A 25,173-nucleotide genomic window follows, 5' to 3' on the forward strand; every position below is an offset into this window, starting at 1 on the left:
AGTGTGATTATTTGGCTACTTACGGTTCGGGTGTCGTGTTGTCGCACCGGGACGTCGTCCGCACCGCCGCAGGTGCGAGCCCGCCGAGTAGCAGACGAGCGCGACGCCCGCGCCCCGGGTGGCTCCCGGGGAGAAGCAGCGCACCAGATCGTATCCGCTGACGGCGCCCGGGGAGGCGGCAGGCGCCGCCACCGCGAGGGCGACCACCGTCAGGAGGATCATCCCCCACCGGTCTTCCGGGGAGGCGGGGGAGTGGGGAACACGGTCGCGCGCGTGTGGTGGGAGAAGCGCGGAGAGCGGTGCCCGGAGGGCGAGTCGGAACACAGCAACGCACCGGCGCCGGAGGCGACGTCGCCCCCGAGCCTCCGCGGGCCGTGCGTGGTGGCAGCGAGGGACGCGGTGTGGAGGTAGTAGGGGAGGCCGGGCGCGACCGCTCCCGCCAGGAGCGCGCCCAGCGGCAGCACCGCTGCGGGGTGGCTCGCGGTGAACGGCATGTCCCCCGGGACGGAACCACCGGGCCGTGACGTCGCCCACCGGCACGGTCGCGGGGAAGCGGCCGTGCCGGTGGGCCCCGACGGGAGATGGTTCGGCTGGGACCGGGAAACGCCGTGGTCCGGTGGGGCGGTGCGCTGTGCCCCCGCACCACCGGGAGGTCAGGCCGTGGGTACCGTCAGCACGGACGGTTCGCCCTCCGGCGAGGAGAACTCCAACTGTTCGCCCCTCGCGCTCTCGTCGGTGTAGCGCGCGTCCGCGGTGTCGATGACCAGGGCCAACCGGTGTCCTTCCGGGAGGTCCCACACCACCGGTTCCAGGTCCAGGTCCAGGGTTACGGGCTCACCCGGGGAGGCGTCCCGCACGGTGTGCGGCTTGTGGGTGATCAGTGCCCCGTTCCCGTGGGAGTCGATGGCGTACAGGTAGGTGTACAGGGACTGGTTCCGGGCGGTCGGCGTCACCGTGACCCGGGCGCTGGGAGTGCCGCTGACGCGCATCCCCTCCGGGTAGGCGTCACTGGTCCACACGCCGGCGCGGTCCCGGTTGACGAACGGGAGGGAGACGCCGGTGGGGATGTCGGCGAACTGCCGCAGAGCTCCGTCCAGCAGCACCGTCCCGCTGTCGGCCAGGGTTCCCCGGCCGGTGCGGATGTCGTAGCCCCAGCCGGGTGCCGCTTCCGGTTGCAGGCCGCCGGTGGACTGCCACTGTTCCCAGCTGCGCTCGGGTTCGCTCAGGTGCAGTTCCTCCCGCTGGTCCGCGACCGACTCCCAGTCGGGATAGCCGGTCCAGCCGCCGTCCCCGTTGCTGGGTTTCAGCCGCACCGGGTCCTCGGAGCCGACGCCGTTGTCCACTCCGCGCAGGTGGTGGTCGAACCATCGGGTGAGTTCGTCCCACGTCTCGTTGGGAAGTCCGACGGCGCCGCCGGCCTCGGAGGTGGCGTGGTCACCGGCGGAGAGCATGAGCCGTTTGGGTACGTCCAGCCGCGTGTAGAAGTCCGACATCTGGGAGGGCGGGAAGAGGCCGTCGTTGTAGGCGTTGGCGATCATGACCGCGGTGCCGTTGTCGTTGACCTGGTCGATCTTGGTGGCCACCGACCGTTCCTGGGCGAGTTCCAGGGCGGGATCGATGTTGCCCTTGCGGTACTCCTCCTCGATGTGCTGCAGGTCGTCCCCGGGGCGCCCGGTGGCTTTCGCCGCCGTGAGCAGGAGCTCGACGGCCTGGAAACTGATCGTGTCACCGGGGTAGAGGGAAGCGCCCAGGTCGGTCCAGCCGCTCATCGCGCTGACGGCCTTGACCCGGTCGTCCTCGGCGGCGGTGAGCATGCTGATCCCGGCTCCGTAGGAGATTCCCGCCATGCCGATCCGGTCCGGGTCGGCGTCGGTGTTCTCCAGCCCCCAGTCGATGACGCTGCTCGCGTCGGCGATGTCCTCCGGGCCGGCCACCTCGATCTCACCGCCGGAGTCCCAGAAGCCGCGTGAGGTGTAACTGATGACCTGGTATCCCGACTCCCTGGCGAGTTTCTTCGCGGCTCCCACGTACTCCACGTTGGACATGCTCCACGAGGACGGCATGACCAGGAGCGGGCGGGGCCCCTCGTGGCCGGTCGGGGTGATGACCATGGCTTTGAGGTCCGTCCCCTGGGAGCCGGGGACGGTGGTGTACTCGACGGTGCTGCCGGTGGCGGCAGCGGCGCTGTGGGGGGTGAGGACGCTGGTGGTGAGGATCGCGGTCGTGGTCAGAGCAACCAGTGCTCGCAGTCGTCGCATTGTTAACCTCGGGGGTCGCACGGCCGGGTGCCGTGACCGGTCGGGGGATCGGTAGCGGGTGGCGGCAACCACCCCCTACTGTGAGGTAACTTACGTTCCGGTAAAAGTAAGGCACCGTGCGGAGCCTGTAAAGGGGGCAGCGGCCCGTGACCGCCCGCGGGAACGGCACTCGTCGGTGAGCTGGTGCGTAACAATGGAGGCGTGGCTATCGCAGAACAGTTCGTCCGGGACACCTCGCCAGATTCCCGCCGCGATGTGGTGATCCTGGGATCGACCGGGTCGATCGGTACCCAGGCCATCGATGTCGCCCTCGCCAACCCCGAACGTTTCCGGGTCGTCGGGATCGCCGCCGGTGGCGGTCGTCCCGAACTGCTCGCCGAGCAGGCCGGAAAACTCGGTGTGCGAGCTGTGGCCGTGGCCGATCCCACCGCGGTGGACGGTGTCACCCGCCACCTGCGCGAGCGCGACAGTTCCGCCACGGTGCTCTCCGGAGCCCAGGGCGTCTCCGAACTGGCCACGTGGCCGTGCGACGTGGTGCTCAACGGCATCACCGGCGCGCTCGGACTGGAGTCCACGTTGGCCGCCCTGCGAGCGGGGCGGATGCTGGCCCTGGCGAACAAGGAGTCGCTCATCATCGGCGGTCCGCTGGTGCGCGAGGCCGCTGGTCCCGGACAGATCGTTCCGGTGGACTCCGAACACTTCGCGCTCGCGCAGTGCCTGCCGCGCCCCGACTCCGCCGCGCTCACCAGCCTCGCGCAGGGGCAGGTAGCGGCACCGTTGGAAGAGGTGCGCAAGCTCGTCATCACCGCCAGCGGCGGCCCGTTCCGCGGAAGGTCGCGCTCCGAGCTCGCGGCGGTCACACCCGCCGAGGCGCTCGACCACCCCACGTGGAACATGGGGCCGGTCATCACCGTGAACTGCGCGACCCTCGTGAACAAGGGGTTGGAGGTCATCGAGGCGCACCTCCTCTTCGACATCCCCTTCGACCGGATCGAGGTCGTGGTGCACCCGCAGTCGATGGTCCACTCCATGGTGGAGTTCACGGACGGTTCCACCCTGGCACAGGCGAGCCCTCCCGACATGCGGCTGCCGATCTCCTACGGCATCGGCTGGCCGCACCGGGTCGAGGCCGCGGCTCCGGGAATCGACTGGACCACCGCACAGAACTGGACGTTCCATCCCCTGGACGCGGAGGCGTTTCCCGCGGTGCAGCTGGCCTGCGAGGTCGGTGCCGCCGGGGGGACCGCACCAGCGGTGTACAACGCGGCCAACGAGGAGGCCGTCGGGGCGTTCCTCGACAACAGGCTGGCATTCCCCGCGATTGTGGACACAGTGGCGCAGGTAGTCTCAGAACAGCAATCAACGGGTACCGGTATCCGACTGGCCGACGTCTACGCGGCGGACGACTGGGCGCGGAGCCGCGCCCGGGAACTGATATCGCGGAGCGGATGAGGGGATATCCATGGTCGCGTTTCTGACCACGCTCGGCATCGTGCTCCTGTTCCTGGGGCTGCTTTTCTCCATCGCCTGGCACGAGCTCGGGCACCTGGCCACGGCCAAGATGTTCGGCATTCGCTGCACCCAGTACATGGTCGGTTTCGGGAAAACCCTGTGGTCGAGGACGAAGGGCGACACCGAGTACGGCGTCAAACTGGTGCCGTTGGGTGGTTTCGTCCGTATGGTCGGAATGATCCCGCCGAGTCGGAAGCAGGACACGTCGGCCAAGCCGATGTCGCGCTGGCGCGCCATGGTGGAGGACGCCCGCGAAGCCAACAACGTCGAACTCGAGGAGGGCGACGAGGACCGCCAGTTCTACCAGCGCGCCCCCTGGAAACGGATCATCGTGATGGTGGCGGGCCCCGCGATGAACCTCGTTCTCGCGGTCGTCCTGTTCGCGCTCGTCCTCATGGGCTTCGGCGTACTGCAGCCCACCACCACGGTCCAGTCCGTGTCCGACTGCGTTGTTCCCACCACCGCCGAGGACACCAGCTGTTCCGAGGACGACCCGCCGGCGCCGGCGGCGGAGGCGGGGATGCGCCCCGGCGACGAGATCGTTTCGGTGGGAGGGGCCGCGACCCCCACCTGGGAACGCGCCAACCAGGAGATCAAAGGCTCCACCGGACCCACCGAGATCGAGGTGCGCCGGGACGGGGAGACCCGCACGCTGACCGCCGACCTCATCGAGAACACGGTGGTCAAACGGGACGACGCCGGGGACCCGGTGTACAAGACCGACGCGGACGGCGAACCGCGCACCGACGAGCGGGGCTACCGGGTGCCGGAGACCGAGAAGGCGGGGTTCCTCGGCATCGCGTTCGACCAGGAGCGCCAGCAGCTGGGAGCGGGAGAGACCGCGGCCCACATGGGCGACACGATCGTCGGGGCCGGGGAGGCGCTCGTCGCCCTGCCCTCCAAGGTCGACGACGTGTTCCGCGCGGCGTTCATGGGCGAGGAGCGCGGGATCGACTCGCCCGTCGGAATCGTGGGAGCCTCCCGCATCGGCGGTGAGGTACTCTCCCAGCCGATCCCGCTGATGGAGCGCGTGGTCCTGATGGCCAACCTGCTGGCCGGGATCAACCTGTTCCTGTTCATCGTGAACATGGTGCCGATCCTGCCGCTGGACGGCGGCCACGTCCTCGGAGCCCTGTGGGAGTCGGTGCGCAAGCGCCTGGCCCGCCTGTTCCGGCGACCCGACCCCGGACCGTTCGACGTCGCCCAGCTCATGCCCGTCGCCTACATCGTGGTGGCGTGCTTCCTGGTGTTCAGCGTGATCCTGGCGATCGCCGACATCGTCAATCCGGTACGTATCATGTAACCAGCGGCGGGGCTGTCCCGGCTCCGCAACCGATAGGCTGGTTCCCGCCCGCGGAATGCCGGGAGCCTCCCGCGCGTTCCCAGAGCGGGAAACTCCTGCCCACGGCCCTCCCGTACTTTTCGAATTCGAGCGACGCCGCCGGCGTGTCCCCGGCGGCCGACGAGGTGAGAACGCGTGTCCGTCGATCTTGGAATGCCCGTTGCCCGCCCGCGCCCTCTCGCATCCCGGCGCCAGTCGCGGCAGATCATGGTCGGGAATGTTCCCGTCGGCGGGGATGCCCCGGTGTCGGTGCAGTCGATGACGACCGCGGTGACGGCCGACATCAACGCCACCCTGCAACAGATCGCCGAGCTGACAGCCAGCGGATGCCAGATCGTACGTGTCGCTGTTCCCAGCGCCGACGACGCCGAAGCGCTTCCGATCATCGCCAAGAAGTCCCAGATCCCGGTGATCGCCGACATCCACTTCAACCCGAAGTACGTGTTCGCCGCCATCGACGCGGGATGCGCCGGCGTGCGGGTGAACCCGGGGAACATCAAGAAGTTCGACGACAAGGTTGGAGAGATCGCCAAGGCCGCCGGGGACGCCGGCGTGCCGATCCGGATCGGTGTCAACGCGGGCTCGCTGGACAAGCGTCTGCTGGAGAAGTACGGCCAGGCCACCCCCGAGGCGCTGGCGGAGTCGGCGCTGTGGGAGTGCTCCCTGTTCGAGGAGCACGGGTTCCGGGACCTCAAGATCTCGGTGAAGCACAACGACCCGGTGGTGATGATCAACGCCTACCGCAGCCTCGCCGAGCAGTGCGACTACCCGTTGCATCTCGGCGTCACCGAGGCGGGCCCCGCCTTCCAGGGAACGATCAAGTCCTCGGTGGCGTTCGGCGCGCTGCTGGCCGAGGGGATCGGTGACACGATCCGGGTGTCGCTGTCGGCACCCCCGGCCGAGGAGGTCAAGGTCGGCAACCAGATCCTGGAGTCCCTGGGGATGCGGGAGAAAGGGCTGGAGATCGTCTCCTGCCCGAGCTGCGGCCGCGCCCAGGTGGACGTGTACACCCTGGCCGACGAGGTCACCGCGGGACTGGAGGGGATGGACGTGCCGCTCCGGGTGGCCGTGATGGGGTGTGTCGTCAACGGCCCGGGCGAGGCGCGCGACGCCGATCTCGGTGTGGCCTCGGGCAATGGCAAGGGCCAGATCTTCGTCAAGGGGGAGGTCATCAAGACCGTCCCCGAGGAGGAGATCGTGTCGACCCTCGTCAATGAGGCACAGCGTCTTGCCGAGGAGATGAAGGACAACGGCACCGAGTCGGGCGAGCCCGACGTTTCCGTGGGAGCCTGACCCGGCTCCCGCCCGGGGTGTTCGGGGCGCCCGCTACGGGTCCGGGCGTCCCCTGCTTGGTGTGACGGAACGGGCCGCGCGCCCGGGAGGCTGCGTTCCCGTCCCTGACCCGCCGCGCGGGACGCGGAGGAACCGACCCCACCACAACGGCGGCAGGGCCGCCAGTGGCCAGTGCGGCCGGTCGTAGTGCCGTATCCCGTCGTGGGCTGCGCGCGGCCGCGGCGTGACCAGCGCGGCCGCGGAACCGGTGGCGGCGGTTCCCGAGATGCGGCGACGGTTTCTCCGCTACCGGTTTCACTGAGCGGCGCGGACCATAACGTGCATGTGATCTTCTGCACAACTATGCAGACTCTGTTGCGCGGATACGCAACATTCGTGGCTTCTGCGCAGATAAACGCAACAGAAACTGGTTATGTTAGCCACGTAACACCGATAGCGTTGTGCATTGGCGCAGAGCTCTCATAAGGGGAGCTATAGGGCTTTCTCGGACAAATGCCGCGCCATCCTGTCGCGCTATCGCATCCAAGGAGTATGGAGTTGGTCGAGGACCACCAGACCGCGGAGGCGCCCCCGGCTTCCTCAGGGAGCGGAGCCGGGGCCTCCGGGCGCCCCCCTCTCACGACGCGACTCACCCGCCGCAAGCCGGTGGAACGGGTCGTCGACGAGACCGGCCAGGGAGACGACGGCAGGCTGCACCGGTCGATGGGGATGTGGCAGCTCACCGCCATCAGTATCGGTGCCACTCTGGGAACCGGCATCTTCGTGGTACTCGGCGAGGCCGTCCCGGACGCCGGACCGGCGGTCGTGCTGTCCTTCGTCATCGCCGGTGTCACCGCCCTGTTCTCCGCGTTGGCCTACGCGGAGCTGGCGGGGATGATCCCGGCCTCGGGCTCGGCCTACTCCTATTCCTACGCCACCATGGGAGAGCTGCTGGCCTGGGTGTGCGGCTGGTGCCTGATGCTGACCTACGGCGTCTCCGTGGCCGCGGTGGCCGTGGGGTGGAGTGACTACATCGACAAACTCCTCGTCCTCACCACCGGCCTGTCCCTTCCCGCGGAACTCGCCGGACCGCTCGGGGAGGGCGGGATCGTGAACCTTCCCGCCGCCGCCGTGGTTCTGCTGGCGATGGTCGCGCTCCTCGGCGGGGTCCGGGAGAGCGCCTGGGCCAACCTCGTCATGGTCGTGATCAAGATCGGTGTCCTCGCGCTGTTCGTCGGGATCGGGGTGACCGCCGTACAGGACCAGAACTTCGCCCCGTTCCTCCCGCTGGGTATGGGCGGGGTCAGCGCCGCCGGCGCCACCCTCTTCTTCTCCTACATCGGGTTCGACGCGGCCTCCACGGCCGGGGAGGAGGCGAAACGGCCGCAACGCGACCTCCCCAGGGCGATCATGCTGTCGATGGTCATCGTGACAGCGCTCTACTGCCTGGTCGCCGTCGTCGCCGTGGGCGTGCTCCCCTGGGACCGGTTCGAGGGAACCGACGCCTCGCTGGCGACCATCCTCACCATGGTGACGGGAACGCCGGTCTGGTCCCTGGTGTTCACGCTCGGCGCGCTCATCGCGATCGCCAGTGTGGTGCTGGTCGTGCTGTACGGACAGACCCGCATCCTGTTCGCGATGTCGCGCGACGGCCTGGTGCCGCGTGTCTTCTCCACCGTCGACGCCAAGGGCACCCCCCGCGCGAACACGGTCATCGTCACCGCGTTCATCGCCTTTCTCGCCGCTCTGGTCCCGCTGGGCCACCTCGCCGACGCCACCAGCATCGGCACCCTGTTCGCCTTCGGGATGGTCAACGTGGCCGTCCTGGTGCTGCGACGGATCCGGCCGGAACTGCAACGCGGTTTCCGGGTGCCGCTGTCGCCGCTCGTGCCGCTTTTGGGGGTGGCCTCGTGCGCGTACCTGATGCTGAGCATGGGGATCTCCACCTGGGTCGCCTTCGGCTCCTGGCTGGTTCTCGGCCTGGTGGTCTACTTCGGCTACAGCATGCGCCGTTCGCGTCTGGAACCGGGCAACAGCACGCACACCGCGGCCCTGCGCGAGTGACCCGTACCTCCCCTCCCTCCTGTGCGGGCGGGGCCGCGGTTCCTCGGCGACCACCCCGCACAGGAGGGCAACAGATACCGCGTTCGGCGCCGAATAACGCAATGAACGGCATGGATATCCGCAAAAATCCCGACCATTGTTGCGTCTACAGTGGTGTGTGAAGGCCAAACACACGGATGTGGCGCTGGGAGACGGGAATGGCAGCGGATCAGCACGGGGACAGCGGGGAAGGGGCGGCACTCCGGATCGCCCTGGACCAGTCCGCGGGACCCAGCCGGGACCCCGACGGGGCACTCGGGAGCCTGGAGCGCTCCGCCGCTGCGGCCGCGGAACGCGGCGCGCACCTGCTGGTGACACCGGAGATGTCGCTCACCGGCTACAACATCGGGGAGGCCAGCTCCGCGTTCGCGGAACCCGCCGACGGCCCGCTGGCCGGAAGCGTCGCGCGGATCGCCGCCCGACAGGGAATCGCGATCCTCCACGGTTACCCCGAACGCGAGGGGCAGGCCGTCCACAACACGGCCCAGCTCACCGACGCCGCCGGAAACACCCGCGCCGGTTACCGCAAAACCCACCTGTTCGGCCCGGCCGACCGCGGCGTTTTCACCCCCGGCGACGCCGGCCTCGTCCAGACAGAGCTCAACGGCCTACGTCTGGGCATCCTCATCTGCTACGACGTGGAGTTCCCGGAGATGGTGCGCAGGCACGCGCTCGCCGGAACCGACCTCCTGCTGGTCCCCACCGCCCTCATGCACCCGCACACCGCCGTCGCCACCTCCGTGGTTCCGGTACGCGCCCTCGAGAACCAGATCCATGTCGCCTACGTCAACCGCTGCGACACCGAGGGGGAACTCGACTACTGCGGACTGAGCTGTCTGGTCGACCCGTGGGGGGAGGAACTCCTCCGGGCCGGCAGCGGTCCGGAACTGCTGCTCGGAGAGGTGGACCGGCGCACGATCACCGCAGCGCGCCGCAGCGTTTCCTACCTGGCCGACCGCCGCCCCGAGCTCTACACACCACTGGCTTACCGGGAAGCCGCGCCCGGCACGACGACAGGAGACACATCCCGATGACATCCGCAATGCCCACCGCCGTTCCCACCGGGGCACAAGCCCAGCGGCCGCTGACCATGTGCGGCCCGGACTTCCCGTTCGCCTACGACGACTACCTGTCCCATCCGGCCGGCCTCGGGGAGGTCCCCCCCGAGTACCACGGCACCGAGGTGGCGGTGATCGGAGGCGGCCTCTCCGGGATCGTCACCGCCTACGAACTGATGAAGATGGGGCTCAGGCCGGTCATCTACGAGGCGGGGGAGATCGGCGGACGCATGCGGACGTCGCGCGACCCCAGCTGGCCCGAGGGCGTCACCGCCGAGATGGGCGCCATGCGTTTCCCCACCTCGTCCACGTCACTGTTCCACTACATCTCCAAAACGGGCCTGGAGACCACGCCCTTCCCCAACCCGCTGGCGCCGGACACCCCCAGCACCGTCGTCGACCTCAAGGGCGAGTCGAGCTACGCCCACACCCCGGAGGAACTTCCGGAGGTGTACCAGCAGGTGGCCCGGGCATGGGACCGGACGCTGGAGGAGGGAGCGCGTCAGTCCGAGATGCAGCAGGCCATCCGTGAGCGTGACACCGCCCGGATGAAGGAGATCTGGAACGAGCTCATCCCCAGGCTGGACGACCAGACGTTCTACGGGTTCCTGTGCAACTCCCCGGCGTTCTCGTCGTTCCGCCACCGGGAGATCTTCGGCCAGGTCGGGTTCGGTACCGGCGGCTGGGACACGGACTTCCCCAACTCCATCCTGGAGGTCCTGCGCATCACCTACACCGGTGCTGACGACGACCACCTCAGCATCGTCGGCGGCTGCCAGCAACTCCCGCAGCGGTTGTGGCGGCACGCGCCCGACAAGCTCGTGTACTGGCCCCAGGGGACGACCCTGGCGGACCTGCACGGGGGGACACCGCGCCCCGCCGTCACCCGACTGGCACGCACCGCCCCGGATACCCGGGAGGAAAACGCGGGACACACCGCGAGTGCCCCGAACAACATCACCGTGACCGACTCCGCGGGCGCGATCCGCACCTACCGTGCCGCGGTGTTCACCGGACAGAGCTGGATGCTGCTCAGCAAGATCGCCTGTGACGAGAACCTACTGCCGATGCGGCACTGGAACGCGGTCGAGCGCACCCACTACATGGAGTCCTCGAAACTCTTCGTGCCGGTCGACCGCCCCTTCTGGCGCGACACCGACCCCGCCACCGGCCGCGACACCATGAGCATGACGCTCACTGACCGGATGACGCGGGCCACCTACCTGCTGGACGAGAACAAGGCGTCGGGCCCCGCCACCATCTGCCTGTCCTACACCTGGTGCGACGACTCGCTGAAGTGGCTCCCGCTGCCGGTGAACGAGCGCATGAACGTCATGCTCGACTCACTGGGGCAGATCTATCCCGGGGTGGACATCCGCTCGCACATCGTCGGCGACCCCGTCACCGTCTCCTGGGAGGCCGAGCCCTACTTCCTCGGAGCGTTCAAGGCCAATCTCCCCGGCCACTACCGGTACCAGCGGCGGCTGTTCACACACTTCAAGCAGGACCGGCTGGAGGAGCAGTACCGCGGTCTCTTCCTCGCCGGCGACGACATCTCCTGGACCGCCGGCTGGGCCGAGGGCGCGGTGCAGACCGCCCTGAACGCGGTCTGGGGCGTCATGAACCACTTCGGCGGGGCGAGCGACCCGGCCAATCCCGGACCGGGCGACCGGTTCGACGAGCTCGCGCCGCTGGAGCTCCCCGAGGACTGACCGGCGTTCCGTGGCCGGGGAGCCGGCCTCGCGCTCCCCGGCCACGGGTTCGGGCCCTGCCCCGGTGGACGCGCCGCCCGTGACGGACAGCGCCCCCGGGACATCACACCTAGGACGGTATGTCAGCCAGCCGGGAGAGCACCCGGCGGTGCCGGTCGGGAGTTCCCAGGGCGATCGCGTCGCTCTTGGCCCGCTTCAGGTACAGGTGGAGGGGATGCTCCCAGGTGAACCCGATCCCTCCGTGCAGCTGCACCGCCTCCTCGGTGGCCCGGACAGCCACGTCGGAGACGAACGACTGGGCCAGGGAAGCGTTCAGCTCCACCTCCGAGCTCTCCGCCGCCACGGCGTCCGCCGCGTTGCGGACCACCGCCCGGGCCTGGGAAACCCCCACCCACAGGTCGGCGAGACGGTGTTTGAGCGCCTGGAACGAGCCGACGGGCCGTCCGAACTGCGTGCGGGTCCCCACGTAGTCGACCGTGGTCTCCAGCGCCCATTCGGCGATCCCGAGCTGTTCCGCGGACAGCAGGGCGCAACCGTTCACCAGGGCGGCGCGCAGAGCGGTGTCCGCCCGTTGCCCGGATGCCACCAGCCGGCCCGAGGCCCCGGAAACGTCGACGTCCGTGAGGGGACGCGTCATGTCCAGGCTCACGACAGCCGACCGCCGTGTCTCGGCGGCGTCGACCAGGCAGAGCGCCGGCCCCTCGGGGCCGCTCGCGGGAACGAGCAGCCGGTCCGCGGCGATCGCGTCGGCAACCCCTTCCACCGTTCCGGACAGTGTCCCGTCGGCCGCCGCCCGCACCGAGGTGGGGAACGGCGCGTCGGGAGCCGTAGCCAGCCCGACAGCCAACGCCGCGACGGACCCTCCTGTCGCCAGCGCCTCGAGGAGGGCGGCCTCGTCCCGGCCGAGGGACATCAGGGCGGAGGTCACCATGACGGCACTGCCCAGATACGGTACGGGGGCCAGGCCGCGTCCGAGTTCCTCGGCGACGACGGCCGCCTCCCGGAACGTCGCCCCGGAACCGCCGAGTTCCTCGTCGAGGGGCAGCCCGGTCGTTCCGAGACCGGCGAGTTCCTGCCACAGCGCGGAGTCGACGACGGCCGCACCCCCCTCGTCCACACGGCCCAGGACGGCGGAGACCGGGCTCTTGTCGGCCAGCAGCGCACGAACGCTCGACCGCAGTTCCTCCTCGACGTCGGTGTAGAGGAGATCCGGTGTTGTCTCGCTCATCGGGGGAGGTCCTTCCATGCGAGATCCTTGTCCGTCCTCGGCTCGGCGGGAAGCCCCAGGACGCGTTCGGCGATGATGTTGCGCAACACCTCCGAGGTTCCGCCCTCGATCGAGTTGCCCTTGCTGCGCAGGTAGTGGAATCCGGCGTCGCGTTCGGTGAACTCGATGCCCTCCGGTCGGCGGAACGTCCAGTCCGTGTAGGTCAGCCCCTCCTGGCCCAGCATCTCCAGCTCCACGCCGGAGATCTCCTGGTTGAGCTCCGCGAAGGCAAGCTTCGCCGCCGAGCCCTCCGGTCCGGGTTGCCCCGCCGCGAGCTGTTGCCGCAACCGTTCCTTGGTGAGCCGGGCCGCCTCGGCCCGGACCCAGAGCCGGAGGAGCTCGTCGTGCGTACCCGGTGTGCGCAGGTCCGGGCGTGAGCGCCACGTGTCCGTGACCGTGCCGATCAGACCGCCCTCGCGTGGCTCGGGCTGTCCGCCGATGGAGACGCGTTCGTTCATCAGGGTGGTCTGGGCTACCCGCCATCCCTCACCGACGGAGCCGAGCCGTTGCGTGTCCGGGATCCGGACGTCGTTGAGGTAGACCTCGTTGAACTCCGCCTCGCCGGTGAGCTGCCGCAACGGCCGTACTTCCACCCCGGGGGCCCGCATGTCGCAGATGAAGTAGGTCAGCCCCTGGTGTTTCGGAACGTCCGGATCGGTACGGGCGAGGAGGATGGCCCAGTCGGCGTGGTGGGCGAGTGACGTCCACACCTTCTGCCCGTTGAGTACCCAGGAGTCCCCCTCCTGAACGGCGCGGGTTCCCAGGGCAGCGAGGTCGGAACCCGCACCGGGCTCGCTGAACAGCTGGCACCAGAGCTCCGCTCCGGTGTACAGCGGTCTGAGGTAACGCTGGCGTTGTTCGGGGGTGCCGAACGCGAGGATTGTGGGAGCCGCCATTCCCAGGCCGATAACCAGCCGCTCCCGGCCGGTGGGCGTGAAGCCGAACCGTGCGAACTCCGCGTCGACGGTCTCTTGCAGGGAACGCGGCGCTCCCAGGCCACCCTCACCGGGAGGGAAGTGCACCCAGGCCAGACCGGCGTCGAAACGCGCGGCGAGGAAATCCTCCTGTTTCGTGGTTGCGGGGTCGTAGCGGGAGACGAACTCGGCTACCCGTTCCCGGAGCGCGGGCGCGTCGAGAGGGGCGTCCGTGGGGACCGATGACATGGGACCTCCGTTGCGGCGCTGTGGATGGGGACGGTCGGGCTCAGTCGAGCGGGCCCCCGGCGACGTAGATGACCTGGCCGGAGACGAATCCGGATTCCTCACTGGTGAGGAAGGACGCGGTGGCGGCGATGTCCTCGGGGCGCCCCGGACGGCCGACCGGTACCCGGTCGGCCGCGGCTTTCTTGAAGTCATCGAACTCCATGCCGAGCCGTTCCGCGGTGGCCTTGGTCATGTCGGTCTCGATGAACCCGGGAGCGATCGCGTTGGCCGTGACGCCGAACTTGCCGAGTTCGATGGAGAGCGTCTTGGTGAAGCCCTGCATCCCGGCCTTCGCGGCGGAGTAGTTGACCTGGCCGCGGCTGCCCTGGGCCGAGCTGCTGGACAGGTTGACGATGCGGCCCCAGCCGGCGGAGGTCATGTGCGCCTGGGCGGCCCGACTCATCAGGAACGCGCCGCGCAGGTGGACCCCCAGGACCGTGTCCCAGTCCTCCTCGGACATCTTGAACAGCAGGTTGTCCCGGATGACTCCGGCGTTGTTCACCAGGATGGTGGGTGGGCCGAGTCGTTCGGCCACCCGCGCGACGGCGTCGGATGCCTGCTGGGCGTCACTGACGTCCGCTCCGACGGCGGTGGCTGTGCCGCCCTCGGCGGTGATCGTTTCCACCGTGTCCGTTCCGTCGCTCTCGTGCAGGTCGACAACACCGACGGAGTGTCCGTCGGCGGCCAGACGGCGGGCGGTGGCCGCGCCGATCCCGCGGGCAGCTCCGGTCACGATCGCAACACGGGGGGTCTCTGGCATCGCTACCTCCTTGGGGTGGTCTGGGTCCTGGTCGACGGGGCCGTCCGTGACGAACAGTCCCTTATCAGCCAGGGCCTGGGGCACGCTGCTGCGATCCTACCTCTTCCATACCGACCAGGTGGTATGTGGTGGCCGCGCGTGGGCTCCCCGGTGTCCAGACCGAGAGTGCGGTGGCCGGGTGGCCGCCATCCGTGCGGACCTCGTTGGTGGAGCTGCCCGTCGCGGACGGCGCATCCGGTGCCGCGTTGGCAGCGCCGGGGAAGGAGGCGGAGCGGCCCTCCGTCGAGAGGACGAGAACGTCGCCGGGCGGTGCTGGGGTGCCGCGCACGCGTCCGTCAACCAGGGCCCAAGAGGCCCCCGGCCGGCTGACGCGCGGGGCGCGCCAGTACCGGCATCGGGAGGCGCTACGGATTCAAGGGTGGAAAACAGGGGGTGCTACCGGAACACTTCCGTGAGGTACGGAGCCCCGGAGCGAAGATGGCTGTGACTAGACGTTCCCGTCGTGATCCGCGCGTTCGTACTCCTTGCGTGCGCGGTCGAGCAGGTCCCACCACGAGCTCACGTCGGGGCGCTTGCGCAGCAGCGCTCGGCGCTCCCGTTCGGTCATCCCTCCCCAGACTCCGTACTCGATACGGTTGTCCAGTGCTTCGGCCAGGCACTCGGTGCGTACCGGGCAACCGCGACAGATGAGTTTCGCGCGGTTCTGTGCGGCGCCCTGGACGAACAATACGTCCGGGTCGATTTCTCGACATTTCGCGTGGCTGGCCATATCCGAAGTCCACATGTTGCCCACTCCCAAGCTCAGCATGTGTGTTTCTGTCGTTGTCATCAACGGGCGCGGTCGTTGATGGGAGCGGGAGGAAAGCACAGCGCTGCCTGATTGGGCGCGCGGCCTTACCCTCAGTTCGGCCGTCGCCAAGGATCGAGCTTTTCGGCGTGCGGTGCCCCTCCTCACCGCTGACAACGAACCTACGGATTCGTGCGTGTGATTAACAGGCCCCGATAAGCGCATTTCTGATATAGCACAAGTGAGCCATAGCTATTCCGTGAAGCGGTAACACAATCCCGTGCACGGGACGCGGCGCTTGGCTCCCATCGCTTGTTGCGCAGAGTTTTTCCTGATGGCCGGTGGGTAGTGAGCTCGGGTCGGGGGTTGTGGCTCCATGGCGCATCCGCGCCTGGTGCGGTCTGTCGCGTGACGCAGGGGACCGAAGCGGAGCGGCTGGTGGCCGTGTTCCGGTCCGGATGGTTCGGTCATGCGGTCGTGGTGGGTCGTGGCGGTGGGACCCTGTGTTGCGGAGGGTGGGGCAGGTGTTGTGACGGGTCCGAGGGTGCGTGGGTTCCTCGTGGCGACAGTCGGGCTGATTGCTTTATTTGCAATGACAGTTATTGCATGTTTTGTCGGAAATCAGGGTTTCCGGGTCCGCTGTGCGCAGCCGGAAGGGCCGGACCTCCTGGTGGGAAGCCCCTCTGTCGTTTCCGGAGCGTGTCGGAAAAACATGAGGTATGTAGCAGGATAAGAACTTTGTCCGATCTCTCTGCGGAAAGGAGCCGACGAACTCCGCGATTCCACTGATCTGTCGGCCGATCGTGGCCTAGGATGTGTGCATAGGGATAATGCACGTGCATTCGGTCCTTGCATGCATGGTTTCTCTATGGTGCCGGCCCTGCCTGGCCCGGCATCGCCAAGCGATCGAGAAGATGTCAAGGGGATCGCGGTGACCGGATACATCTCCCAGGGATCGATACGCGAACAGGTTCGGGGACGCCGGTTGGTGACCGGCTCCGGACGTTCTCCAACCGAGGGCCCCCACTGGGCCTGGTGGTTGCCCGTGCTGCGGGAGAGCCGACCGGGGGAGCCCACCCTGCCCGCGCGGTGGGCGGACGGGGTGCTCGCCTGGCGGTTGGAGCGCGACCCCGGCGCACCGGCACGCGCGCGTGAGCAATCCGCTGCGGCTGTCCGGGAATGGAACCTGTTCAGCATCCGCTCGGACATGGAACTGGTCGTGTCCGAACTGGTGACGAACGCTTTGCGTCACGGCGCCCCTATGGAGGGCGGAGGTGCTCCGTTCGCTGTCGGTGTGGGTGACACGATACACATAAGTCTCATGCGCTGCGAAAACGAAGTGGTTTGCGCTGTCGGTGACGGAAACGACCGGTTGCCGGTGACCCGGAAACCCGATTTCTTGCGGGAGACGGGGCGGGGACTGAATCTCGTCGCGAGCTTTTCCCGCCGGTGGGGAACACTTCCCATACCCACCGGCGGAAAGTACGTCTGGGCTTTGTTGACGTGACTGTCCTGCCGGCGCACCGTCCTGATCCGAGAGGAGTACGCCGTACGTTTCCGGTCGGACGGAACGGACCTGCGGTTTGTCACGTGTGTGTCCTACTCTGGGTACGGCAGTAGCGGGCTGGTGGATGCCGCGGAGGGAGAACCTTCCGGGTCGGCATCTCGGGCTGGTACCGACCGGAGGTGCGGTTCAGCCACCGGGACGGACCTTCGGAGCGTCACCGGTGTCGCGGGAGAATGTGCCACGCTGGTTGCTGGCGCCTGCCCGGATACGGTCCGTGGAAGCCGGGAGGAACCGACAACGGACGGTCCTCGCCGGTTGGTTACCATTCGCCGGGTCGCGTCCGACCGTTGATCGGAAAGACTGCCGAGTACGCCGGAATGGCAGGACGCGAAAAGTCGCACCTGGAAGCGGACAGGTGCGGGGCGGTATGGTTCCGGTCCCGCACGTCCGGAAGAATGGTGAAACGATAGTGTGACCGCGCAGAGAGCAGTATTTCGCTGGAATTGTTCCATCCTTACCGAGTACGGACCGCCTATCGACGACTGGGGAGGCAGCGGCTGTGGACAGTGCTCGTCTGAAGAAGGGGAGCGGACCCACGGTGCGCCGGATGCTCCTCGGCTCCGAACTACGTAAGTACCGCGACGCGAGAGGAGTGAGCCGCGCGGACGCCGGTCACCATATTCGGGGATCGGAGTCGAAGATCAGCCGGATGGAGCTGGGTCGGGTCGGGTTCAAACGGCGGGACGTCGAGGACCTGTTGAGGTTCTACGGTGTCACCGACGCGTCACTGATCAACACGATGGGCAAGATCGCCGAGGACACCAACAAGCCGGGATGGTGGCAGGAGTACGGCGAGGCCCTGCCCAACTGGTTCCAGGTGTACGTGGGGCTGGAGGAAGCGGCGACCCGGATTCGGGTGTACGAGGCGCAGTTCGTCCCGGGCCTCCTGCAGACCGAGTGCTACGCCAGGAACGTCATCAAGGGTGGGTCCGTTCCTCCCGACCCCAAGGCCGAGGACCGGCTGAAGGTCCGGTTGCGCCGGCAGCAGCACCTCGAGGACAGCGGGGTGAAGTTCTGGGCGATCCTGGACGAGGCCGCGGTGCGCCGGCCGATCGGTGGCAAGGAGTGCATGCAGGAGCAGCTGGAACGGCTGATCGAACTCTGCGACCGCCAGAACATCACGCTGCAGATCGTTCCCTTCACGGCGGGAGCGCACGCCGCGGAGGCGGGGTCGTTCACGATCCTGCGTTATCCGGAGTTCAAACTCTCCGACATCATTTACCTGGAACAGCTCACCGGTTCGTTGTGTCTGGACAAACGCAGCGATATCGACGCATACACGATGGCGATGGAGCGGCTCAGCGTGATAGCGCGGCCGCCAGCGGAGACCAAGGGGATCCTCAGGGAGATGATCGAGGACCTTTGACGACTCTCCGGGGGAGGAGCTCCAGCGTCGTTGTGGGATGAGGTGGAGCTCCTCCCTGCAGGAGGACGGTGCTGGCTCAGCCCAGCAGGTTGTCGAAGTCACCGTCCTTGGCGCCGTGGATGAGCGCGTTCACCTCGTCCTGGGTGTAGACCAGGGCGGGTCCCGTGGGGAAGCGGGAATTGCGCATGGCGATCGAACCGTCGGACAGCCGTGCCATCTCGACACAGGCCCCCTGCGAGTTACTGCGCCTGCTCTTCTGCCAGACGGGTTCGGAGAGTTCGGTGGCGGAGATGCCGTTGTAGGGGGTCATCACACACTCCTTCGCTCGGATGTCGCGTACGGATGCATAGGCTTATGCACGTGCATCAGCACCGTACTCGGAAAATGATAACGCACATGCAGTGGCCATAGGCAGGGGAGATTTTTTCCGTGGCCCCAGGTCCGAACGAACAACTACGGAGTGGCAGTTTTGCCATTTTGGGGCATTTTTGTCCATTCCGATCATTTATCTAATATGTCCGGAGTGGGAAATTCGCCACCTCCGGAACGGGGCGGCACACGTGTGGTGGGGCCCGTGCGGGCGGGGTGTGAGCGTGCCGGGTTCCCGGAGGCGGGCAGGAGCCGGGGGTGACGGCGTCGCGCGACTGCCGGGCGGAGAGGTCCGGAAACCCGGAGGCGGGACCGGAGCGACGGTCGGGGCTCCACCGCGGAATGCGGCGAGGCGGAACGCGTGGCCAGGGGAGGATTCGCCCCACGGCTACCGGCGGAGGGAGAGGCCCCGGCGGCTCTCGCGGGATCGGTCGTCAGCGGCCCGGACAACCGCGGCGGAGCTGCTCCCGGTGGCACAGCGGCCTCGATCCGCACCGCCGGGAGGCCGGCGAACGACACGACGCGCCCGCCGCCGAACCGTTGGTGCGACCCTCGGTCAGCGGCGGGCGCCGGGAACTCACGAACAGCGCAGCGCCGATTCCAACGTCTCCAGGTTGGCGCGCATCACGGAGGGATAGTCATCACCGGGGGAGTCCTCGGTGATACCGCCGAGCGGGTCCAGTACCTCGGTTGTGGTCCCGGTCTCCTCGGCGATGGTCTCGGCGGCCTTCGGACTGGACAGCGTCTCGGTGAAGATCGTCGTCACGTCGTGTTCCTCGATCAGCTCGGAGACCTCGGCCATGCGCGCGGGAGAGGGCTCCGACTCGGCGTCGATGCCGCTGACACCGACCTGGTCCAGGTCGTAACGGTCCGCGAGGTAGGAGAACGCCGTGTGGTTGGTGACCATCGAACGGCTCTCACACTGGTCGAGCCCCTCCTCGTACTCGGTGTCGATCGCTTCCAGCTCGTCGGTGACCGCCGCGGCACGGTCCTGGTAGCCGTCCGAGCCTTCCGGGTCGACCTCGGCCATCCGGTCGGCCAGCCCCTCGGCCGCCTGGGACATCAGCGTGGGGTCGAGCCACATGTGCGGGTCGGTCTCCCCGTGGTCGTGCTCCTCCCCGTGCCCGTCCCCGTCCTCGTGCCCCTCGTCGTGTCCCGCCTCGGGGTCGGCGGGACGAAGGTCGACCAGCTCGGCGGTGTCGAGTGCGCGCTCGCCGCTCTCCTGCTGGACGGCGTCGTCGACTGCGGGCTGCAGGCCGCTGATGTAGAAGGTGAGGTCGGCCTCGCTGATCTGTCCGAGCTGTTTCGGGCTCAGCTCCAGGTGGTGCGGTTCGGCTCCGGGATCGGTGAGCTGGACGACCTCGGTCCGGTCGCCGCCGACCTCCTCGGCCAGCCACTCCAGCGGGTAGACGCCGGTGACCACCGTGGGGGTGTCGCCGGACCCGTCCTCCTGGGTTCCGCATCCGGCCACGAGGAGAAGGCCGGCCGCGCAACCCGCGGCTGCCTTCGTGTATGTCCCTGATCGCATGGATACATCATGCGGAAAATGAAAATGGTTGTCAATTCAATGTGACCTGTCTCCATTGTCATGAGGAGTCGGACAGGTGGCGGGGCGGACGGGGACCGGCGCGTACGAGCGAGGGCGACCGGTCAGTTGATCTCGGCGAACTTCTCCACATCGTTGGTCTTGCCCGCCACGACGATGACATCGCCCTTCTGCGGGACGGTCTCGGCGGTGGCGTATGTGAACTGGTCACCGTGCCGTTTGATGCACACCACCGTGATCCCGTGACGGGAGCGCACCCCTGTGTCCCCGAGCTTGCGTCCCAGCATCTCGCGCGGCGCCCGGGTCTTGCCCAGCGCGAAGTTCTCCTCGATCTCCACATAGTCCAGCATCCGTCCGGATACCAGGTGCGCCACCCGCTCTCCCATGTCGTGTTCGGGCAGCACCACCTGGTGCGCACCGATCTGCTGCAGGATGCGGCCGTGCCTGCGGCTGATGGCCTTGGCCCAGATGTGGGGGACCTCCATGTCCACCAGTAGGGACGTGGCCAGGATGCTCTCCTCCAGCTGGGTCCCGATCGACACGACCGCCCGGCTGAACTCGTGCGCGCCGACCTGGCGAAGGGCCTCGTCATCGGTCGCGTCGGCGACCACGGTATGGGTGAGGGAGTCGGCGTAGGCCTGGACCAGCCGGGAGTTGGAGTCCATCCCCAGCACCTCCCACCCGTGCGCCATGAGCTCGAGAGCGAGGGAACTGCCGAAACGTCCCATTCCGATGACCAGCACCCGTTTGTCCGTGGGTTTGCTCCGCTGCATCGGTTGTCCTTTCTTGTTCTGCACGGTCTGGTACTAACCGTGTCACTGGCTGTGTTCTTCCCGGCCCACCGCGCCGGGCGGGCCGTGCGGGTAACGGGAGAGGGGTCCGGCTCCCGGCTGGCGGGACCCGGTCGAGGGGACCCGTGCCCCGCCGCGCGCGAGGGCTGGGGAAGCCACGCCAAGATGGGGAGGACGTCGGGGTCCCACGCCGGTTACCCGATGATCGGCCTGGACTCGGCCAGGTCGAACCGTCGGGTCCGTTCGCGCAGCGCCAGGGCGGCCGCGAAGGTGATGGGACCGATACGCCCGGCGACCATGAGAAGCACGAGCAGTAACTGTGCTCCCGGCGGAAGGTCCGGGGTGATCCCCGTGGAGAGGCCGACGACGCCGGAGGCGGAAACGACCTCGAACAGCACGCGGGTGAGGTCGAAGGTCGTGGTGATGAGCAGTACGACGGTGGAGACGACGACCACCGTCATCGACAGGAACGTCAGACTCAGCGCCTGGCGGATGGCGGCGGAGGAGAGGCGGCGTTCGAACACGTGCACGTAGGAGTTCCCGCGTATCTCCGCCCACACGACGAGGAAGATCACGGCGAGGGTCGCCACCTTGATCCCACCGGCGGCTCCCGCGCTCCCTCCGCCGACGAACATCAGCATGATGGTGACCAGCAGCGTCGCGTCGCGCATCGCGCCGACGTCGGCGACGTTGAACCCGCCGCTCCGCGGCATCACCCCGTGGAACATGCCGTCCACGATCTTCGACGTCGTGTCCAGCGGGCCGAGTGTCTGGGGGTTGGACCATTCCATCCCCGTGACGATCACGATCCCCGCGGCGAAGAGCAGCGCCGAGGTGACAAGAGTGAGCTTCGTGTGCAGGCTCCAACCCTGTGGCGTACGGAAATGGCGGCTGAGTTCCAGCAGCACGGGGAATCCGATACCGCCCAGGACCGTCGCCACCGCGACGGGCAGCAGGATGAGGGGGTCCCCGGAGAAGCGGGTGAGGCTGTCGTCGTAGAGGGAGAGCCCCGCGTTGTTGAAGGCCGAGACCGAGTGGAACACGCCACTGTGCAGGGCGCCGGAGAGGGAGGCGCCGTGCCCCAACCACAGCCGCGGTATCAGGATGAGCGCTATCGCGGCTTCGCAGACCGCGCTGGCGAGGACGATCCGGCCCAGCATGCCCCGGACGTTGCCCACGTGGAAGCTGCGGGTCTCCGCCTGCGCGCCGAGCTGCATGCGCAGCCCGAAGCGCCGGATCACGACGGCGCCCAGCACGGAGGCGACCGTCATGATGCCGATCCCGCCGACCTGGATCAGTACCAGGACCACCGCCTCCCCGAAACCGGACAGGTCCCCGCCGATACCGACCACGGTCAGTCCGCACACCGCGAGCGAGGTGGTGGCGGTGAACAGCGCCTGGACGAAGGTCAGACCCTCGCCGCCGGTGTGGGCGGCCGGCAGCAGCAGTAGTCCGGTACCGATGAGGTCGACAGCGACGAACAGTCCGACGAACATCCGGGCGGGAGCCACCCAGGTGCTCTGTGGAGCCGCCCGGACGGGTGGCTGTCTCCGGCGCCAGCGGCGAATGAGTCCGACCTTGCGGCGGAACGCTGGCGGTAGCAGTCGCATGGCAGCCCTGCCATCTCGTCTCGGCGGCGAACGGTGCTGGATGGAGGCGGAGTACCGAGCGGGGCAACGGCTGGCGGAAGCGGGGCGTTCCCCGGGGCCCTCTCACGCCGCTGCCCCGGAAGTCTGCCGGGTGGTGCCCCGGGGCGGTCAGTCGGTTTCGGCGTGTCCCTGGTCCGTCGTACGGGGGGTGAGAAAACCGCGTCTACGATAGCGCGCGTTGCGTATCGACAGGACGCAGGTCGCCAGCACGGTGGCGATGAGCGACGCGGCGAGCACGCCGGCTTTCGCGTCCTCGAGCATGGTGGGGTGTCCGGTGAAGGACAGCTCCGTGATCAGCAGGGACACCGTGAATCCGATGCCTGCCAGCAGCGCCATCCCGGTGATGTCGAACCAGCTCAGCGAGGGGTTGAGCTCGGCGGCGGTGAGCTTGGTGGTGACCCACGCCCCACCGAGGATGCCGAGGAGCTTCCCGGTGACGAGACCGAGGATGATTCCCACAGCGGTGGGGTCGCTGATGATCGTGTTGATGCCGGGGAAGACGACACCGGCGGACATCAGGGCGAACACCGGCAGTACCAGACTGGAGGACCACGGGTGGATCCGGTGGTCGGCGAGCTCGCTGGGAGAGGTCTCCTCTCCGTCCCTGGTCGTGGTCCGCATGAGCATACCCATGGCGACCCCGGCGATCGTGGCGTGTATGCCGCTGGTGTGTACCAACATCCAGATGGCGCAGGCCAGCGGAACGTAGACGACCCAGTTCGGTACCGCGGAGCGGTTGAGCGCCGCCGCGAGCCCGTTTCCCCGCTGCAGGTAGGCGAAGACCGCGAGGAGGGCGGCCGCGCCCAGTAGCGGGGTGAGCGAGACGTGGTCGGTGTAGAAGACCGCGATGACGATGATCGCGCCGAGGTCGTCGACGATCGCCAGAGTGAGCAGGAAGGTGCGCAGCGCCGGCGGCAGGTGGCGTCCGACCACGGCGAGGATGGCCACCGCGAAGGCGATGTCGGTGGCCATGGGGATCCCCCACCCCTGCAGCGCGGTCGCGCCGCGGTCGATGTTGATCCCGGCGTAGATCAGTGCCGGGACGACCATGCCGCACAGGGCCGCGACGATCGGGAGGATGGCGCGTCGCGGGCTGCGGAGCTCCCCGTGGACGAACTCCTGTTTGAGCTCGTTCCCGACGATGAAGAAGAAGACCGCCAGCAGACCGTCGGCCGCCCAGTCCTCCACGGAGAGGTCGAGGTGAAGCGCACCGGGGCCGAACCGGGCGGTACGGATCGCCTCGTAGGTGTCGTGCCAGGCCGAGTTGGCCCACACGAGAGCGAGGGCGGCACCCCCGATCAGGAGGAACCCGCTCACCGCGTCCTCGCGCAGTAACTCCGCGATTGCGCGTGGGCCACCCCGCTTGGTCATGCTGTTCCCCCCGGACAAGGTTCTCGTGCCGATCAATCACCGGACAGACTCACCGGCACGCCACACGTGCCGGTCATCAGGGCACGCATCACCGTCTCGCGAATACCGGGTGGGCTCAATGCCAGCACTCTGGGTGATTTGTCTATATTATCCCAATTTTATGCGGCGAGGCGGGAACGGTAGCCGTGGCACTGCTGGAAACACGTCCACGATCAGTGGTGCTGCGCCCCCTCGTGCTCGTAGTGGCCCGCTGGTTCCAACTGCAGTGTGGAGTGTTCCACGTCGAAATGCCCGGAGAGACACGCGTGCAGCTCGTCGAGCATCCGTCCGGTGTCCGCGAGGCGCTCCTCCTCCACCACGACGTGGGCGCTCATGACCGGAAGGCCGGACGTGATCGTCCACGCGTGCAGGTCATGCACGTCGAGGACCCCGGGCTGGCGCAGGATGTGGGTACGGACCTCACCAAGGTCGACCCCGCGCGGCACGGCCTCGAGCAGCACGTGGACCGCCTCGCGCAACAGGCTCCACGCCCGGGGGAGGATGAACGCGGCGATGGCGAGCGAGATGAGGGAGTCCGCACGCTGCCAGTCGGTGATCCAGATGACGAGCCCTCCGACGATGACGCCTGCCGATGCGAGCGCGTCCCCCAGCACCTCGAGGTAGGCGCCCCGGACGTTGAGGCTCTCCCGTTGCCCCGACCGAAGGAGGAACATCGCGGCGAGGTTGACCACCAACCCGAAGGCGGCGACCAGCACCATTCCCGCACCGGCCACCGGCCGGGGGTCGTATATCCGCTCGATGGCCTCGACCGTGACGAACGCGCACAACCCGAAGAGCACGAGGGCGTTCACTGCCGCGGCGAGGACCTCGGCCCGTTGCAGGCCGAACGTGCGTTTGGCGTCCGGAGGGCGTGTCGCCATCCACACCGCGCCCAGCGCCAGTCCGACCCCCAGCGAGTCGGTGAGGGTGTGGCCGGCATCGGCGAACAGCGCCAGGCTCCCCGTCGTGAGGGCACCGACGACCTGGACGGCGGCGACGCCGAGCATCATCACGAGCACCGCGACCAGCCTCCCGCGGTTCGCGGCTCCGGCCGTCATCGAGGCGTGGTCATGGCCGTGTCCTGTGCCCATACCTCCTCCTCACTGGAAGCGCTGATCCGGTCTCTCCGTCGGTGCCGGGCGCTGTTCGGACGCAACAGTTCAGCCACTGCTGTTTATACAGTCTAAGCTGTCTATACAGCA

At 68.1% G+C, this 25,173-nt stretch carries 21 protein-coding genes; 8 read left to right on the forward strand and 13 right to left on the reverse strand.

Features of this window, described 5'->3' with window-relative positions; translation table 11 throughout:
- Nucleotides 1-15: 15 nt before the first annotated feature.
- The 3 genes from FHX37_RS23135 to FHX37_RS03750 form a co-directional block, all read right to left on the reverse strand.
- Nucleotides 16-222 (reverse strand): hypothetical protein, encoded by a 207-nt coding sequence (locus FHX37_RS23135; RefSeq protein WP_141922140.1) that lies wholly within the window; start codon nucleotides 220-222, stop codon nucleotides 16-18.
- Nucleotides 219-494, reverse strand: coding sequence for a DUF4184 family protein (locus FHX37_RS23140; RefSeq protein ID WP_141922142.1), 276 nt, complete (start codon nucleotides 492-494; stop codon nucleotides 219-221). Before FHX37_RS23140 ends, FHX37_RS23135 begins: the two co-directional genes overlap by 4 nt.
- A gap of 159 nt (nucleotides 495-653) precedes the next feature.
- Complete coding sequence (locus tag FHX37_RS03750; protein WP_141922144.1) at nucleotides 654-2,258, reverse strand: CocE/NonD family hydrolase; 1,605 nt, start codon at nucleotides 2,256-2,258, stop codon at nucleotides 654-656.
- A gap of 258 nt (nucleotides 2,259-2,516) precedes the next feature.
- On the opposite strand from FHX37_RS03750, the gene dxr reads away from it, so the two are divergent.
- The 6 genes from dxr to FHX37_RS03780 all read left to right on the forward strand — a co-directional run bounded on the left by dxr (nucleotide 2,517) and on the right by FHX37_RS03780 (nucleotide 11,257).
- A complete protein-coding gene (gene dxr, locus FHX37_RS03755; RefSeq protein WP_211351881.1) occupies nucleotides 2,517-3,710 on the forward strand; it encodes a 1-deoxy-D-xylulose-5-phosphate reductoisomerase in 1,194 nt (397 codons plus the stop codon).
- Nucleotides 3,711-3,720: 10 nt separating this feature from the next.
- Entirely contained in the window at nucleotides 3,721-5,073 is a 1,353-nt protein-coding gene (locus tag FHX37_RS03760; protein WP_141922148.1) for a M50 family metallopeptidase, read from the forward strand.
- Nucleotides 5,074-5,247: 174 nt separating this feature from the next.
- Complete coding sequence (gene ispG, locus FHX37_RS03765; protein WP_141922150.1) at nucleotides 5,248-6,405, forward strand: flavodoxin-dependent (E)-4-hydroxy-3-methylbut-2-enyl-diphosphate synthase; 1,158 nt, start codon at nucleotides 5,248-5,250, stop codon at nucleotides 6,403-6,405.
- A gap of 531 nt (nucleotides 6,406-6,936) precedes the next feature.
- On the forward strand, nucleotides 6,937-8,448 hold the full coding sequence (locus FHX37_RS03770) for an amino acid permease (protein WP_141922151.1): 1,512 nt from the start codon (nucleotides 6,937-6,939) through the stop codon (nucleotides 8,446-8,448).
- Nucleotides 8,449-8,645: 197 nt separating this feature from the next.
- The gene (locus FHX37_RS03775) at nucleotides 8,646-9,521 is read left to right on the forward strand and encodes a carbon-nitrogen hydrolase family protein (RefSeq protein WP_141922153.1); all 876 of its coding nucleotides are present in this window, start codon (nucleotides 8,646-8,648) and stop codon (nucleotides 9,519-9,521) included.
- Nucleotides 9,518-11,257 (forward strand): flavin monoamine oxidase family protein, encoded by a 1,740-nt coding sequence (locus tag FHX37_RS03780; protein ID WP_141922155.1) that lies wholly within the window; start codon nucleotides 9,518-9,520, stop codon nucleotides 11,255-11,257. The genes FHX37_RS03775 and FHX37_RS03780 overlap by 4 nt, the downstream gene beginning before the upstream one ends.
- 109 nt (nucleotides 11,258-11,366) lie before the next feature.
- On the opposite strand, the gene FHX37_RS03785 is transcribed toward FHX37_RS03780, so the two are convergent.
- From FHX37_RS03785 to FHX37_RS03800, 4 genes are all read right to left on the reverse strand, one after another.
- Nucleotides 11,367-12,485, reverse strand: a complete 1,119-nt coding sequence (locus FHX37_RS03785; RefSeq protein ID WP_141922156.1) for an acyl-CoA dehydrogenase family protein — start codon at nucleotides 12,483-12,485, stop codon at nucleotides 11,367-11,369.
- Nucleotides 12,482-13,687, reverse strand: a complete 1,206-nt coding sequence (locus FHX37_RS03790) for an acyl-CoA dehydrogenase family protein (protein WP_141922157.1) — start codon at nucleotides 13,685-13,687, stop codon at nucleotides 12,482-12,484. Before FHX37_RS03790 ends, FHX37_RS03785 begins: the two co-directional genes overlap by 4 nt.
- Before the next feature lie 40 nt (nucleotides 13,688-13,727).
- Nucleotides 13,728-14,486: a 3-oxoacyl-ACP reductase FabG gene (gene fabG, locus FHX37_RS03795; RefSeq protein WP_141922158.1), complete on the reverse strand. Its 759-nt coding sequence runs from the start codon at nucleotides 14,484-14,486 to the stop codon at nucleotides 13,728-13,730.
- Between the two features lie 487 nt (nucleotides 14,487-14,973).
- A complete protein-coding gene (locus FHX37_RS03800; RefSeq protein WP_141922159.1) occupies nucleotides 14,974-15,270 on the reverse strand; it encodes a WhiB family transcriptional regulator in 297 nt (98 codons plus the stop codon).
- A gap of 871 nt (nucleotides 15,271-16,141) precedes the next feature.
- On the opposite strand from FHX37_RS03800, the gene FHX37_RS24040 reads away from it, so the two are divergent.
- Nucleotides 16,142-16,780 carry an ATP-binding protein gene (locus FHX37_RS24040; RefSeq protein ID WP_394344509.1) on the forward strand — a complete coding sequence of 213 codons (639 nt, stop codon included), beginning with the start codon at nucleotides 16,142-16,144 and terminating at the stop codon, nucleotides 16,778-16,780.
- Between the two features lie 607 nt (nucleotides 16,781-17,387).
- Nucleotides 17,388-18,206: a helix-turn-helix domain-containing protein gene (locus FHX37_RS03805; RefSeq protein ID WP_141924995.1), complete on the forward strand. Its 819-nt coding sequence runs from the start codon at nucleotides 17,388-17,390 to the stop codon at nucleotides 18,204-18,206.
- Nucleotides 18,207-18,282: 76 nt separating this feature from the next.
- Here the strand turns inward: FHX37_RS03805 and FHX37_RS03810 are convergent, their stop codons facing one another.
- The 6 genes from FHX37_RS03810 to FHX37_RS03835 form a co-directional block, all read right to left on the reverse strand.
- Nucleotides 18,283-18,516 carry a DUF397 domain-containing protein gene (locus FHX37_RS03810; protein WP_141922160.1) on the reverse strand — a complete coding sequence of 78 codons (234 nt, stop codon included), beginning with the start codon at nucleotides 18,514-18,516 and terminating at the stop codon, nucleotides 18,283-18,285.
- A 636-nt stretch (nucleotides 18,517-19,152) separates the two neighbouring features.
- A complete protein-coding gene (locus tag FHX37_RS03815; RefSeq protein WP_141922161.1) occupies nucleotides 19,153-20,103 on the reverse strand; it encodes a metal ABC transporter substrate-binding protein in 951 nt (316 codons plus the stop codon).
- 122 nt (nucleotides 20,104-20,225) lie between these two features.
- Entirely contained in the window at nucleotides 20,226-20,894 is a 669-nt protein-coding gene (locus tag FHX37_RS03820) for a potassium channel family protein (RefSeq protein ID WP_141922163.1), read from the reverse strand.
- Between the two features lie 212 nt (nucleotides 20,895-21,106).
- A complete protein-coding gene (locus FHX37_RS03825; RefSeq protein WP_141922165.1) occupies nucleotides 21,107-22,522 on the reverse strand; it encodes a TrkH family potassium uptake protein in 1,416 nt (471 codons plus the stop codon).
- A gap of 147 nt (nucleotides 22,523-22,669) precedes the next feature.
- A complete protein-coding gene (nhaA, locus tag FHX37_RS03830) occupies nucleotides 22,670-23,932 on the reverse strand; it encodes a Na+/H+ antiporter NhaA (protein WP_141922167.1) in 1,263 nt (420 codons plus the stop codon).
- 212 nt (nucleotides 23,933-24,144) lie between these two features.
- Nucleotides 24,145-25,062, reverse strand: a complete 918-nt coding sequence (locus FHX37_RS03835; protein WP_141922169.1) for a cation diffusion facilitator family transporter — start codon at nucleotides 25,060-25,062, stop codon at nucleotides 24,145-24,147.
- Between the last annotated feature and the right edge of the window lie 111 nt (nucleotides 25,063-25,173).

Source organism: Haloactinospora alba, assembly GCF_006717075.1.
GTDB classification, from domain to species: Bacteria; Actinomycetota; Actinomycetes; order Streptosporangiales; family Streptosporangiaceae; genus Haloactinospora; species Haloactinospora alba.